Annotated in this window: 15 protein-coding genes and 1 tRNA gene; 12 read left to right on the top strand and 4 right to left on the bottom strand. The window is 64.3% G+C overall.

Features of this window, described 5'->3' with window-relative positions; genetic code table 11:
* Positions 1 to 149 precede the first annotated feature (149 nt).
* The 3 genes from P9239_RS11975 (at position 150) to P9239_RS11965 (ending at position 2,202) form a co-directional block, all read left to right on the top strand.
* Positions 150 to 350: a hypothetical protein gene (locus tag P9239_RS11975; RefSeq protein WP_309751016.1), complete on the top strand. Its 201-nt coding sequence runs from the start codon at positions 150 to 152 to the stop codon at positions 348 to 350.
* A gap of 82 nt (positions 351 to 432) precedes the next feature.
* Positions 433 to 1,050, top strand: coding sequence for a TetR/AcrR family transcriptional regulator (locus tag P9239_RS11970; protein ID WP_309751013.1), 618 nt, complete (start codon positions 433 to 435; stop codon positions 1,048 to 1,050).
* A 39-nt stretch (positions 1,051 to 1,089) separates the two neighbouring features.
* A complete protein-coding gene (locus P9239_RS11965) occupies positions 1,090 to 2,202 on the top strand; it encodes an enoyl-CoA hydratase/isomerase family protein (protein ID WP_309751011.1) in 1,113 nt (370 codons plus the stop codon).
* Between the two features lie 36 nt (positions 2,203 to 2,238).
* Here P9239_RS11965 and P9239_RS11960 read toward each other — a convergent pair whose 3' ends face one another.
* Together P9239_RS11960 and P9239_RS11955 are read right to left on the bottom strand one after the other, a co-directional pair.
* Positions 2,239 to 2,664, bottom strand: a complete 426-nt coding sequence (locus tag P9239_RS11960; protein WP_309751007.1) for a hypothetical protein — start codon at positions 2,662 to 2,664, stop codon at positions 2,239 to 2,241.
* A gap of 93 nt (positions 2,665 to 2,757) precedes the next feature.
* Positions 2,758 to 3,000, bottom strand: a complete 243-nt coding sequence (locus P9239_RS11955; protein ID WP_309751006.1) for a hypothetical protein — start codon at positions 2,998 to 3,000, stop codon at positions 2,758 to 2,760.
* Between the two features lie 143 nt (positions 3,001 to 3,143).
* On the opposite strand from P9239_RS11955, the gene dusA reads away from it, so the two are divergent.
* From dusA to P9239_RS11925, 6 genes are all read left to right on the top strand, one after another.
* Entirely contained in the window at positions 3,144 to 4,148 is a 1,005-nt protein-coding gene (dusA, locus tag P9239_RS11950) for a tRNA dihydrouridine(20/20a) synthase DusA (RefSeq protein WP_309751003.1), read from the top strand.
* A gap of 134 nt (positions 4,149 to 4,282) precedes the next feature.
* A tRNA-His gene (locus tag P9239_RS11945) sits at positions 4,283 to 4,358 on the top strand.
* A gap of 135 nt (positions 4,359 to 4,493) precedes the next feature.
* Positions 4,494 to 4,796, top strand: a complete 303-nt coding sequence (locus P9239_RS11940; protein ID WP_309751001.1) for a hypothetical protein — start codon at positions 4,494 to 4,496, stop codon at positions 4,794 to 4,796.
* A gap of 20 nt (positions 4,797 to 4,816) precedes the next feature.
* Entirely contained in the window at positions 4,817 to 5,206 is a 390-nt protein-coding gene (locus P9239_RS11935) for a DUF5594 family protein (protein ID WP_309750998.1), read from the top strand.
* Positions 5,207 to 5,273: 67 nt separating this feature from the next.
* Positions 5,274 to 5,477, top strand: coding sequence for a hypothetical protein (locus P9239_RS11930; RefSeq protein WP_159836056.1), 204 nt, complete (start codon positions 5,274 to 5,276; stop codon positions 5,475 to 5,477).
* Positions 5,478 to 5,505: 28 nt separating this feature from the next.
* Entirely contained in the window at positions 5,506 to 5,865 is a 360-nt protein-coding gene (locus tag P9239_RS11925) for a hypothetical protein (RefSeq protein WP_309750995.1), read from the top strand.
* Positions 5,866 to 5,878: 13 nt separating this feature from the next.
* Here P9239_RS11925 and P9239_RS11920 read toward each other — a convergent pair whose 3' ends face one another.
* Complete coding sequence (locus P9239_RS11920) at positions 5,879 to 6,076, bottom strand: hypothetical protein (RefSeq protein ID WP_309750993.1); 198 nt, start codon at positions 6,074 to 6,076, stop codon at positions 5,879 to 5,881.
* Between the two features lie 576 nt (positions 6,077 to 6,652).
* Entirely contained in the window at positions 6,653 to 8,101 is a 1,449-nt protein-coding gene (locus P9239_RS11915) for an MFS transporter (RefSeq protein ID WP_309754017.1), read from the bottom strand.
* Between the two features lie 200 nt (positions 8,102 to 8,301).
* Here P9239_RS11915 and P9239_RS11910 point away from each other — a divergent pair, with 200 nt between their 5' ends.
* The 3 genes from P9239_RS11910 to gnd all read left to right on the top strand — a co-directional run bounded on the left by P9239_RS11910 (position 8,302) and on the right by gnd (position 12,756).
* On the top strand, positions 8,302 to 9,354 hold the full coding sequence (locus P9239_RS11910; protein ID WP_309750990.1) for an NADP(H)-dependent aldo-keto reductase: 1,053 nt from the start codon (positions 8,302 to 8,304) through the stop codon (positions 9,352 to 9,354).
* A gap of 325 nt (positions 9,355 to 9,679) precedes the next feature.
* A complete protein-coding gene (gene tkt, locus P9239_RS11905) occupies positions 9,680 to 11,770 on the top strand; it encodes a transketolase (protein ID WP_309750987.1) in 2,091 nt (696 codons plus the stop codon).
* Positions 11,767 to 12,756 (top strand): phosphogluconate dehydrogenase (NAD(+)-dependent, decarboxylating), encoded by a 990-nt coding sequence (gene gnd / locus P9239_RS11900; RefSeq protein ID WP_309750986.1) that lies wholly within the window; start codon positions 11,767 to 11,769, stop codon positions 12,754 to 12,756. Before tkt ends, gnd begins: the two co-directional genes overlap by 4 nt.
* Positions 12,757 to 12,789: the final 33 nt, after the last annotated feature.

Below are 12,789 nucleotides of genomic sequence, written 5' to 3'. Positions count from 1 at the left end.
ATAGGCACGCCAACGCGCTTTCGCACGGCGCACCGACGCGGTAACATTGCGTCATCTTGCCGCATGCGATGCGATTCGCACGGCATGTTACTTGCTCGTAAGCGTCCGCTTCACACGAGCAGCCATTATAAAAATCGCGCGGGGTCGTCATGCTTCAATCCTTTCTCCACTCGCTTGTCGAGTCCAATGCACTTTGGCTCATCTGGGCGGCTGTCGGTGTACTGATTCTCGGCTTCTGCATCGTCTTCGCGTCGGTCGTGCTCGGCGACTCTGACGAGCCGCTTTATCGCGCGGCGTCGGCATCGCGCCGCGAAGGTGACGGCAGCCGCGACGGCCAGATGATCGTCTGACGGAGGCGGACCTGCGCGGACCTGCGCGTCACGGTCACGCCACTGTCATCGAATAGCGACTTCACCATGAGCGGTGCCGACAATGCCTCGCACGAGTCTCGACGCCGCGCGCACGCGCCAGTCACGACAGCACAAACAGCAGCAGCGCGACGCGCTGCGTGAGCGCATACTCAAAGTCTCGCGCGGCATCGTCAAAAGGGAAGGGCTTGCGTCGCTTTCCATGCGCAAGCTCGCCGAGGCGATCGATTATTCGCCGGCCGCGCTGTACTTGCATTTCCGAAGTCGCGGCGAGATTGCGCAGGCGTTGCGCAAGGAAGGACACGCGCAATTGCGCATCGCCTTCGCGGCGCACACGCGCATCGCGGATGCCGCCGATCGCCTCAGGGCGGTTGCGCGCGCCTATGTGGAGTTCGGGCTGAGCGAGCCGGAAACCTACCGCCTGATGTTCATGGACAGCACGGAAACGCCCGATGACAACGCCGCAATGCTCTCGCTGATCGCGGACGCGTTCGTGGAACTGCGCGCGGCGAACCGGCTTGCGACACTGCCGGCGAGCGCCGCGCCCGCCGCGTGCGCGCGGGCTTTCTGGGCGAACCTGCACGGCATCACCGCGCTACAATTGAACGGCGCGGCGTGTGCCGACGTCCCGGCGGCCGAGCTTGTCGAGCTGTCGCTCGCCGCGTGGCTCGCCGCCTGCTGAGTGAAGTGACCGTACGAACCGTTTCGACCTCACGACACGATGACCACCGAAGACATTCGCATTGATACAGCCAACGGCATCGGCTTCATTGCGCTCGATCGTCCGAAGGCGCTGAACGCGCTGACACCCGCGATGCTGCACGCGATCGGCGAAGCGCTGCGAGCGTGGCGCCACGATCAGGCGATTCGCGCCGTCGTCGTCTACAGTCCGCACGTGCGCGCGTTTTGCGCAGGCGGTGACATCCGTTTCCTTTACGAAGCCGCGAAGGCCGGCGACCGCGACGCCATCGACGCGTTCTTCACGGAAGAATACAAGCTCAATCACGCTATCTTCACGTTTCCGAAGCCGTATATCGCGGTCGTGAACGGCGTCGTGATGGGCGGCGGCATGGGCATTTCGCAGGGTGCGCATCATACGGGCGGCCTGCGCATCGTCACGCAGTCCACGAAGATGGCGATGCCCGAGACGCGCATCGGCCTCTTTCCCGATGTCGGCGTGAGTTGGTTCCTCGCGCGCGCGCCCGGCGCGATCGGCCGCTATCTCGCCGCGACCGGCGCGAGCATCGGCCCAGCCGACGCGCTCTATGCGCGCATGGCCGACGCGTACCTCGACGACGGCGCGCTGCCCGGCCTGATCGAATCGCTGCGGCATCAACGTTTTCTCGATGGCGTCGCCATCGTGCGCTTCGTCGAGAACGAGACCACGAAATACAAGGTTTCGCCGATCCCGGACACGAGCGCGCTCGCCGAGGCGCGCATGCTCATTGACAAACATTTCGCCGCGGGCAACGGCGCAGCCATTCTGGCGTCGCTGGAGCGGGAGGCGGATGCGTCCGGCAACGCATGGATTCGCGATACGGCCGCCGCGCTGCGCGAGCGCTCGCCGCTTTCGGTGGATGTCTCGCTTCAGCAAGTGGATCGCGCGCGGTTCTCGACGATGGCCGAAACGCTGCGCCGCGATCTCGATCTCACGCGCTCGGTTTTCGAACGGGGCGACGTGCTGGAAGGCATTCGGGCGCGCATCGTCGATAAGGACAATCAGCCGCAATGGAAAGTGGCGCGCGCAGAGGACGTGCAGACCGAACAGGTGGAGCGCATGTTCGACAGCGCGTGGACGCCGGCGACGCATCCGCTTCGCTCGCTCAAAGACTGACCGGCGTGCGGCCCGCAGTGGCCGCCTTGCCGTGATTCAGCGCGCTTCGCTGCCCGCCATGAACGCGCGCATGAAGACGAGGGCGCCCCAGCCCCAGATCGCATTCGCGATAAAGCTAGGCGCGAGACGCGGCAGCATGTTGCCGCTCGGCCAGATGCCGCGCGCCGGATCGATGACGAACACGCTGACCGCCGTCAGCACAATGCCGCCGAACACGAGCGCGCCGATCCACGGTGCGCGATGTTCGGGCGCGACGCGCAGCAGCCACGCCATGACGACGCCGAACACGGCGCTCCATAACGCATTCGCGATAAATTCCGGGATGCCCAGCGGCAGGAACGGCGCGGTGGAAAAGCCGGCGGAGTCGATCATTCCGGCAGCGTGGAGGAGCGCGAGCGTCGATTCGCGAAAGAAGAGTGCGGCAAGAAAACCGGAGACGAACGGCAGAATAAGTTTTTGCATTGGCTGGACCGCTGGCAGACGAGAACGCGGTTCGCGCGATGATCGGGACGAGCGCCATTATAGTGGCGCTCGCCCGCCAGCCGGAGTGGACGCTTACTTCGCGATGGCGTCGCTTGCGGGACTGTGATGCAGCATGCGGTCGCTGTTCGGCGGCGGGGCGGGGCGCTTGACCGGCATGTTGTCGGGATTGTCGGGGCGCGTCGCGCTCGCTGCGGGCGCACCCGGTGCACCCGGCGGCTTGACCATCGATGCGCCGTCGTCCGGGCGCGCGGTCTGTGCGTGTGCTGCCAGCGCCGCACTTAGCAGCAAGGCGGCTGTTATCGATTGCTTCGTCATGTGAGTCTCCGCGAGGCTCGACGCACGCGGGCGTCGCATGGTCGTGTGACAGCCGGGGCAGAGAAAGATTCGAACCGGCGTGTGACGAAACGCCCGTTGCGCGCTGCGGTAAAATCGCGGATTAGCTCAAACCCACGCCTGCTATGCCCGCCGCTTTCAAGACCAGTCCCCGCCGCGTATCCGTCGCACCGATGATGGACTGGACCGACCGCCACTGCCGTTCGCTGCATCGGATGGTGTCGCGTCATGCGTGGCTTTATACCGAAATGGTGACGACGGGCGCGCTGCTACACGGCGACGTCGCGCGGCACCTCGCCTTCACGCCGGCCGAGGCGCCCGTCGCGCTGCAACTCGGCGGCAGCGAACCGGCCGATCTCGCGAAGAGCGCCAAGCTCGGCGAACAGTGGGGCTATGACGAGATCAACCTGAACTGCGGCTGCCCGTCGGAGCGCGTGCAGCGCGGCGCGTTCGGCGCGTGCCTGATGAAGGAGCCGCAACTCGTCGCGGACTGCGTCAAGGCCATGCGCGATGCGGTGTCGATTCCGGTGACGGTCAAGCATCGCATCGGCGTCGATGCCGTCGAGGAGTACGCGTTCGTGCGCGATTTCGTCGGCACGGTGGCGCAAGCGGGCTGCGAGGTATTCATCGTTCATGCGCGCAACGCGATTCTGAAAGGCCTGAGCCCGAAGGAGAACCGCGAGATTCCGCCGCTCAAGTACGAATACGCGTACCAATTGAAGCGCGACTTTCCGCATCTGGAGATTTCGATCAACGGCGGTATCACGACGCTCGACGAAGTGGACGAGCATCTGAAGCATGTCGATGGCGTGATGCTCGGGCGCGAGGCGTATCACAATCCTTACGTGCTCGCGGGCGTCGATACGCGTTTCTACGGCGCGACGACGCCGATGCCGACGCGCGAAGAGATCGAGGCGCAGTTGATCGACTACGCGCGCACCGAACTTTCGCGCGGCACGTATCTCGGCGCGATCACGCGGCACGCGTTGGGGCTGTATCGCGGTGTCGCGGGCGCGCGCGGATGGCGGCGCACGCTCTCGGACAGTCGCCGGCTGGGGAAGGGCGACCTGAGCATCTTCGACGAGGCACGCTCCCACTTCCGAGAAGCTGCCGAAGCGGTCGCGCAGTAACCGCGGGCGGCATCGAAAAAGAATGCTCGTCGGGGCTAGGCAAGCGAAAACTTTGTTCGTATAATCTCGCTTCTCGATTGGCAGGCAATTTTGCCGGTACGAGGAGCTGATTTCTTAGCAAGTCAGTGTCAGCGGTGGCTGTAGCTCAGTTGGTAGAGTCCAGGATTGTGATTCCTGTCGTCGTGGGTTCGAGTCCCATCAGCCACCCCAAAGAATTCATACGAAAAGCCCAGTCATCGCGACTGGGCTTTTTGCTTTTCAGCTCCCCGCCGGGCGCCCGCACTGAGCGTCCACCGTGCTAGCATCAACAGACCACCACCCCGAACGACGACCATGGAGGCACCTATGGCTACTTTGGCGATCGACGGCGTGCGTTGGGTCAACGACCGCGTGACCAATGTGCGCTGGGGCAGCTTCGATTCCGCCACGAACGCGTGGACGGCGCCGACCACCATCGTGGACGTCCATCAAGTCGTGGACGCCATCAAGAGCGGCAAGGAAGTTCGCACGCTCTTCACGCTCGGCGGTCGAACGTTTCTCGGACCGAAGGTCACGGCATTGCCGTACTCGAACGGCCACGTCGGCATCGAGGCGCGCGTGCAGGAAGGGCAGATCGAGAAATCGCTCGAAGACTTGCCGTCCGTCTGAGTCAGTTTGAGAGGAAGGCGTTGAATCGCGATCAGACGCACAGGTTCGAAACCGAAATCATGCCGCGCATTGCCGAGGGCGTGGCTCGCGTGGTCGATCAAAAACTACGCGTGGAAATCATTCCCGGCAGCAATGCGCACGAACCGGCGCGGCTGCGCGTAAGCGCGCCGCCGTCGGATCAGAGCGCGCGCACGCGTCGTTATCCGTTCGATATGAACGTGGTCCTGACATGGGACGACGAAGAGATCGAGCGATTGCTGCGTCCCGGCGGCGACGCGCGTCTGCAGCGTTATCTCGACGTGCTCGGCGAGAAGCTGCGCGCCTGGCAGGATGCCCGCGAAGTGGACGTGCCGACGCGCTCGCAAGCGGAGCCGTCGGTGCTGCTCGGCGGTCTCGACTTCGAGGCGTGATGTCAGCGATCGTCGCAGTCACCGCGCGCGTCGTGCCCGAAGCACTCGGAAGAACGTGGAGGATCAGATGGCATCGTCGAATGAAGGCAAACTGCGCGCATTCGTGCAGACGGCGGAACAGGCGGGCGGCTTCGTGTGGGTGATCACGCTCGTCGATTTCGCGGCGGGCGAGGTGAAACGCGCGATGGTCTCGGAAGACAACTTTGCCACGGCCGATGCCGCGCGCGATGCCGGCAACGATCGCCTGAAGGCGATGTCGAGCGATCGATAGGGCGCTCTGCCGTGACGGACGAGGCGGTATGACCGAGGATCGCAAAGAAGACGCCGCCGACGCGCGGCAAGCGCGTTTTCGAAGCTATGAAGCGGCGGGGGAAGCGTCGATACGCGCCGATCTCGACGCAGCCGCCGACTCCGATCCCGAAGCCGCCACGAAGCGCGCCTGGCTGCACGCGAAAGACGTCACTCGTCAGAACGAGCAGTTTCGGGCGATGTTCGCGTCGGTGTCGTCGGCCAACGACGCCGCGCGGCTTGCCCGGGAATCCGCCGACGCATCGCGCCGTTCTGCGTTCTGGACGATGATCGCGGCGCTGGCGGCTGCGGCCGGCGTCATCGTGAATATGGCGATTGCGCTCGGCTGGCTCGACTGGATGAGACGCTAAGATCGCTTAACGCCTACAGCACCCACCACGCGCGCACGCTCGGTTCGCCGTCGAGGGCGCGCAGGAAGTCGTCGGCGAAGGCGTCGGTGGCGGCTTGCCATTCGGGCGTGCCGGTCGGCAGATCGTCCGGGTTCTTCAGCCCGCGCGCGTGGCGGATGACGGCGACCGCTTCGCTCAAAGCGGCGAGGGATTCGAGACTTTGCAGGTTCATACGCGGGTTTACGGCGCGGGCGCGCAAACCTTTAACCGGGTCGAACCATTGAGGGATTCGTTGGCTTCAAAGGCTTCGAATTCATACAAGGGTTCCAAGGCATTCAAGGCTGCCAAGGCTTCAAGGACTTCGAAGGCTTTGAATGTAATCAAGGCATCCGAGTCTTCCGAGGCATTCGAGGCTTCCGAGGCATTCGAGGCTTTCTAGGCTGCCAAGACTTCTAAAGACTTCAAAGACTTCAAAGACTTCAAAGACTTCAAAGACTTCAAAGACTTCAAAGACTTCAAAGACTTCAAAGACTTCAAAGACTTCAAAGACTTCAAAGACTTCAAAGACTTCAAAGACTTCAAAGACTTCAAAGACTTCAAAGGTTCCAAAGGTTCTAAAGGTTCAAAGGTCCAAAGGTCCAAAGGTTCAAAGGTCCAAAGGTTCTAAAGGTTCAAAGGTCCAAAGGTTTCGGGACCTCGCGACCGTTTGAAGCATTGGAAAACCAGCAGCTTTTCCCAGCCGTGGTACCGTCCGAAGCGTCGTCAGCGTCTCAGGCCCGCGAGGTCGGCCTGCGCGTCTCTCGCGTGCCTAGCGCTCCGTACCCTTGCCTTTGACATGCCCCGAAACCAGCGCGCCCGCATCCTTCGGAAGGCGGCGCAGATCGATGACACCCAGCGCCCCGACGATCGCCACGATCACGAACGCCACGCCGAAGTCCTCCGGTCCGATCGAATGCGCGTCATGCCCATGCAGCCATTCGCCGATACGCAGCGCAATCGCGCCCACCGCGACACCCACGCCCATCGACATCTGAAACAGCGTGCTGGATAGCGCGGAGGCGCCGCTCATCTGCGTCTTTGGCACGTCGGCGAAACTGAGCGTGTTGAGCGCGGTGAATTGCAGCGAGCGCGACAGGCCGCTCACGAACAACACGGCGACGATGACGAGCGTGGGCGTCGAAGGCGCGAGCAGGCTCATCGCGGCAAGCGAGAGCGCGGCGATCAGCCCGTTGACCACCAGCACCGGCCGAAAGCCGAAGCGCCGCATGACGGGCGTGGTGACGAGTTTCATCGCGAGGTTGCCCGCGAAGACGGCGAGCGTGAGTAGGCCCGACTCGAACGCGTTCATGCCGAAACCGACCTGAAACATGAGCGGCAAGAGGAACGGCGCGGCGCTGATCGCGATCCGAAAGAGCGACCCGCCGCCCATCGCGACCGCGAAGGTGTGCACCTTCAGCGCGGACAAGTCGACGACCGGCTGTTCCGCCCGCACGAGGTATCGCCACGATGCGAAGCCCGCGGCCGCGCCAACAGCCACGAGCGCGCCGACCAGCGTCCACGGCGCGTCGCTGCGGCCGATGAGTTCCATCGCGTAAAGAAGCGTCGTGCAGGCGACGCCGCACAGCACAAAGCCGGGAAAATCGAAGCGGCGGCTCGCGTCTTCGCGCACGTTGTCGATGTGGCGCAGCGTCAGGAGCAGACCGATCACGCCGAGCGGCACGTTCAGATAGAAGATCCAGCGCCATGACGAGTACGTCGTGATGAACCCGCCGAGCGGCGGTCCGATGACCGGCGCCACGAGCCCGGGCCACGTGATGATCGCGATGGCGCGCATCAGTCCGTCTTTCGGTGTCGCACGCAGCACGGCCAGGCGGCCGACCGGCACCATCATCGCGCCGCCGATGCCTTGCAGCACGCGCGCCGCCGCGAACGCCGGCAATGTGGAAGTCGCGCCGCACAGCACGGAGGCCGCCGTGAACACGGCAATCGCACTGCCGAAGACCGTGCGCAGGCCGAAGCGGTCGGCCGCCCAGCCGCTGATCGGGATGAACACGGCGAGCGTCAGGAGATACGCGGTGATGCCGAGGCTCATGTCCGCCGGATGCACACCGAACGAGTGCGCCATCTGCGGCATGGCGGTCGCGATGATCGTACCGTCCAAGTTTTCCATGAAAAATGTCGCGGCGACGAGGGAAACGATCAGCGACGAACCGGACTTCGCGTCGTCGGACTGGCTGGGCGTCGTGGAGGATGACATCGGCTGCGTGGTTTCGTCGTTGAGAGCGAGTTTCGTCATGCGCATCAAGCCAATTGCAAGCCTGCGCACCGGTTGCGGGCATCGTTGAGCCTTGCATTCTATCGGCGGAGCAAACCTCGCGCGGCTATGGTAGTTTCTGCGGTTGTCGGCAATGCCGCCGTGATACTCGCCAGCAGGCGTCAACAAAAAGGAACCAAGCGATGAAGTATCGGAAACTGGGCGATTCGGGCGTCGACGTGAGCCTCATCGGGCTCGGCACCATGACCTGGGGCGAGCAGAACACCGAGAGCGAGGCGCACGAGCAAATCGACCATGCGCTCGCGCAAGGCGTGAACCTGATTGACGCCGCCGAAATGTACCCGGTCCCGCCGCGCCCCGAAACGCAGGGCCGCACTGAGGAGTACATCGGCACGTGGCTCGCGAAGAACGCGGGCAAGCGCGGCGACATCGTGCTCGCCACCAAGATCGCCGGGCCCGCGCGCCAGCCGCACAATCCGCGTCACATTCGCGGCGCGGGCAACCAGTTCGACCGCAAGAACATCAACGAGGCGATCGACAGCAGCCTCAAGCGCCTGCAGACGGATTACGTCGATCTTTACCAGTTGCACTGGCCGGACCGCAGCACGATGACCTTCGGCCGGTCGGCGTATCCGTATATCGACGATGAATACACGGTGCCGATCGAGGAAACGCTCGCCGCGCTCGGCGATCTCGTGAAGGCGGGAAAGATTCGCTACGTCGGCGTGTCGAACGAAACGCCGTGGGGCGTCGCGCAATTCCTGCGTGCAGCGGAGAAGGCCGGACTGCCGCGCATCGTCAGTATTCAGAATCCGTACAGCCTCGTGAACCGTACCTTCGAACTCGGCTTGTCCGAATTCACGCACAAGGAAGGCATCGGTCTGCTCGCGTACTCGCCGCTCGCGTTCGGCTGGCTTTCGGGCAAGTACGAGGGCGGGGCGCGTCCGGCCGGCGCGCGCATCACGCTCTTCGAGCGGTTCCAGCGTTACAGCAAGCCGCAGGCAATCGCCGCGACGACGTCTTATGTCGAACTGGCGAAGCGCCACGGCCTGAGTCCGACGCAGATGGCGCTCGCGTTCGTCAACTCGCGGCCATTTACGACGAGCACGCTCATCGGCGCGACGTCGACGGCGCAGTTGAAGGAGAATATCGCGAGCGTGGACATCGAACTGTCCGATGAAATCCTCGCCGAGATCGAAGCGCTGCACGAGCGCCAGCCGAATCCCGCGCCGTAAGTCATAGCCATGATTCGGGCCACTGCGCCGCGAATGTGTCAGCATTGACGTTCCGGCACTTTAGCGGCTTAGAAGCCGCATGCACTATCCGGGCGATGCGCCTTCTTTGCATCGCGTCGCCCGGCTGAAACACCGAATGCGCAGCCGAATATCGCGCGTTCGCGTCCTGCCGAAAGTCGCCGCGCCAGCATGAAACGGCTGCGCGCGGCCGCCCGCATCCGGGCGCGGTGCCTTTAGCAAGGCACTGCGCTTGCTCGATGGTCCTGGTTGCCGCTGAGGCGCCCGTCGTGCCTCAGCGCGCTCTTCGCGAAAGGAGTCGTCGCTCATGTCTCAAGCAACGCCGCAGTCCCAAGATCTGGATGGCCTCACGATCGACACCATCCGCACGCTGTCGATGGACGCCGTGCAGAAGGCCAATTCCGGCCACCCCGGCACGCCGATGGCGCTCGCCCCCGTCGCGTTCCACCTCTGGCAATACCATCTGCGCTATGACCCGGACGCGCCGCTCTGGCCGAACCGCGACCGCTTCGTGCTGTCGGTCGGGCACGCGTCGATGCTGCTGTACTCGCTGCTGCATCTGGCGGGCGTGAAGGAAGTCGATGAAAGCGGTAAGCCGACCGGTAACCCGGCCGTGTCGCTCGACGATATCAAGCAGTTCCGCCAGCTCGACAGCAAGACGCCCGGCCACCCCGAATTTCGCATGACAACCGGCGTCGAAACGACGACCGGGCCGCTCGGTCAGGGTCTCGGCAACAGCGTCGGCATGGCGATGGCCGCGCGCTGGAAGGAAGCGCACTTCAACAAGTCGGGCGCGCCGCTCTTCGACTACCGCGTCTACGCGCTCTGCGGCGACGGCGACATGATGGAAGGCATCTCGCATGAAGCCGCATCGATCGCCGGGCACCTCAAGCTCTCGAATCTCATCTGGATCTACGACAGCAACCGAGTGACGATCGAAGGCCACACCGACCTCGCGTACAGCGACGACGTGGAATCGCGCTTTCGCGGCTATAACTGGAACACGCTGCACGTCGACGACGCCAACGACGCGAACGCGCTCGAAGCCGCGCTCAACGAAGCCAAGGCGACGACCGACAAGCCGACGCTGATCGTCGTGAAGAGCATCATCGGCTGGGGCGCGCCGAACAAGCAGGACACGGCGGCGGCCCACGGCGAGGCGCTCGGCGACGAGGAAATCAAGCTCGCGAAGAAGTTCTACGGCTGGCCGGAAGACGCGCAGTTCCTCGTGCCCGACGGCGTCATGCAGCACTTCGCCGAAGGCATGGGCGCGCGCGGCAAGGCGGCGCATGCGGAGTGGAAGCAGCGCTTCGACGATTACGAAAAGCAGAGCCCGGATCTGGCGAAGCAACTCTGGCAGATGCTGGAATCGAAGCTCCCCGACGACTGGGACGCCGACATTCCGACGTTCGACGCGGACGCAAAGGGCATGGCGACGCGCGAATCGTCGGGCAAGGTGCTGAACGCCATCGCGAAGCGCATCCCGTGGATGATCGGCGGCGCGGCGGACCTCGCGCCGTCGACCAAGACGAATCTAAAGTTCGAAGGCGCGGGCAGTTTCGAGCACGACAATTACGCTGGGCGCAATCTGCACTTCGGCATTCGCGAGCACGGCATGGGCTCGGTCGCCAACGGGCTCGCGCTCTCGAACATGCGACCGTTCGCGTCCACGTTCCTGATTTTCAGCGACTACATGAAGCCGCCGATCCGGCTCTCCGCGATCATGGAAGTGCCGGTCATCTACGTGTTCACGCACGATTCCATCGGCGTGGGCGAGGACGGCCCGACGCATCAGCCGATCGAGCAACTGGCTTCGCTGCGCGGCGTGCCGGGACTCTGCACGCTGCGTCCGGCCGATGCGAACGAAGTGAGCGAGGCGTGGCGCGTGGCGCTGTCGTTCTCGAAGGAGCCGTCGTGCATCGTCGTGACGCGCCAGCCGCTGCCGACGTTCGACCGCACGAAGTTCGGGTCGGCTGAAGGCGTGCGGCGCGGCGCCTACGTGCTCGCGGATGCCGAGGGCGGCAAGAAGCCGGAAGTGCTGCTGCTCGCGACGGGCAGCGAAGTGTCGCTGTGCGTCGAGGCATGGGAGAAGCTCACGAGCGAGGGGATCGCGGCGCGCGTCGTGTCGATGCCGTCGTGGGACATCTTCGAGAAGCAGGACGACGCGTACAAAGACTCGGTGCTGCCGCCCGACGTTCATGCGCGTGTGGCCGTCGAGCAGGCCGCGACGCTCGGCTGGGACCGCTACGTGGGCCGCTTCGGCGCGACCATCGTGATGCATACGTTCGGCGCGTCGGCGCCGCTGAAGGCGCTGAAGACGAAGTTCGGCTTCACGCTCGAAGGCGTCTACGAAGCGGCGAAAAAGCAGATCGAGCGCGTCAAAACAGCCGGGGAGTGATCGATATGCAAATCGGCATCGTAGGTTTGGGGCGCATGGGCGGCAACATCGGCCGCCGCCTGATGCGCGACGGACACGAATGCGTCGTCTACGACCACAATCCGCAAGCCACCGACGCGCTCGCGAGGGAAGGCGCGACCGGCGCGCAGGACCTGGGCGATCTCGTCTCGAAGCTCGCCGCCCCGCGCGTGATCTGGCTGATGCTGCCTGCCGGCAAGATCACTGAGGACACGCTTTCGGATCTGCACAAGATCCTGAAAGCGGACGATGTGGTGATCGACGGCGGCAACAGCTTCTACAAGGACGATATCCGTCGCGCCGCGCAGTTCAGGGAGCAGGGCGTGCATTACGTCGATGTCGGCACGTCAGGCGGCATCTGGGGGCTGGAGCGCGGCTACTGCATGATGATCGGCGGCGACGAAGCGGTCGTGAGCCGGCTCGATCCGATCTTCGCGACGCTCGCGCCGGGACGCGGCGACATTCCCGCGACGCCCGGCCGCGAAGGACGCGATCCGCGCGTCGAGAACGGCTACATGTATTGCGGGCCGGTCGGGTCGGGGCACTTCGTGAAGATGGTGCACAACGGCATCGAGTACGGGCTGATGCAGGCGTATGCGGAAGGCTTCCACATTCTGAAGCACAAGGAATCGACGGACCTTCCCGAGAACGAACGCTATTCGCTCGACCTCGCGGATATCGCGGAAGTGTGGCGGCGCGGTAGCGTAGTGTCGTCGTGGCTGCTGGACCTGACGGCGGGCGCGCTCGCCAGCGACGGCGCGCTCGAACACTTCTCGACCATCGTGGCGGACAGCGGCGAAGGGCGCTGGACGATCGAGGCGGCGATCGAGGAAGCCGTGCCCGCGCAGGTGCTCTCGGCGGCGCTGTACACGCGCTTCCGCTCGCGCGACGCCGACCTGTTCCCCGAGCGCATGCTCTCCGCGATGCGCTTCGGCTTCGGCGGCCACAAGGAGTTTCCGGTGAAGTGACGCACCCGGCGCTCCGGTGAGACGGCGATGGAC

The organism is Caballeronia sp. LZ062 (assembly GCF_031450785.1).
Lineage (GTDB): Bacteria > Pseudomonadota > Gammaproteobacteria > Burkholderiales > Burkholderiaceae > Caballeronia.
The sequence above is the reverse complement of the archived record's forward strand: the minus strand, read 5'-3'. Positions and strand labels throughout refer to the sequence as shown.

Excerpts from the sequence above, each read along its gene's own strand:
- P9239_RS11975 (WP_309751016.1), top strand. The coding sequence starts at position 150 with ATGCTTCAATCCTTTCTCCACTCGCTTGTCGAGTCCAATGCACTTTGG.
- P9239_RS11970 (WP_309751013.1), top strand. The coding sequence starts at position 433 with ATGCCTCGCACGAGTCTCGACGCCGCGCGCACGCGCCAGTCACGACAG.
- P9239_RS11965 (WP_309751011.1), top strand. The coding sequence starts at position 1,090 with ATGACCACCGAAGACATTCGCATTGATACAGCCAACGGCATCGGCTTC.
- P9239_RS11960 (WP_309751007.1), bottom strand. The coding sequence starts at position 2,664 with ATGCAAAAACTTATTCTGCCGTTCGTCTCCGGTTTTCTTGCCGCACTC.
- P9239_RS11955 (WP_309751006.1), bottom strand. The coding sequence starts at position 3,000 with ATGACGAAGCAATCGATAACAGCCGCCTTGCTGCTAAGTGCGGCGCTG.
- dusA (WP_309751003.1), top strand. The coding sequence starts at position 3,144 with ATGCCCGCCGCTTTCAAGACCAGTCCCCGCCGCGTATCCGTCGCACCG.
- P9239_RS11940 (WP_309751001.1), top strand. The coding sequence starts at position 4,494 with ATGGCTACTTTGGCGATCGACGGCGTGCGTTGGGTCAACGACCGCGTG.
- P9239_RS11930 (WP_159836056.1), top strand. The coding sequence starts at position 5,274 with ATGGCATCGTCGAATGAAGGCAAACTGCGCGCATTCGTGCAGACGGCG.
- P9239_RS11925 (WP_309750995.1), top strand. The coding sequence starts at position 5,506 with ATGACCGAGGATCGCAAAGAAGACGCCGCCGACGCGCGGCAAGCGCGT.
- P9239_RS11920 (WP_309750993.1), bottom strand. The coding sequence starts at position 6,076 with ATGAACCTGCAAAGTCTCGAATCCCTCGCCGCTTTGAGCGAAGCGGTC.
- P9239_RS11915 (WP_309754017.1), bottom strand. The coding sequence starts at position 8,101 with ATGTCATCCTCCACGACGCCCAGCCAGTCCGACGACGCGAAGTCCGGT.
- P9239_RS11910 (WP_309750990.1), top strand. The coding sequence starts at position 8,302 with ATGAAGTATCGGAAACTGGGCGATTCGGGCGTCGACGTGAGCCTCATC.
- tkt (WP_309750987.1), top strand. The coding sequence starts at position 9,680 with ATGTCTCAAGCAACGCCGCAGTCCCAAGATCTGGATGGCCTCACGATC.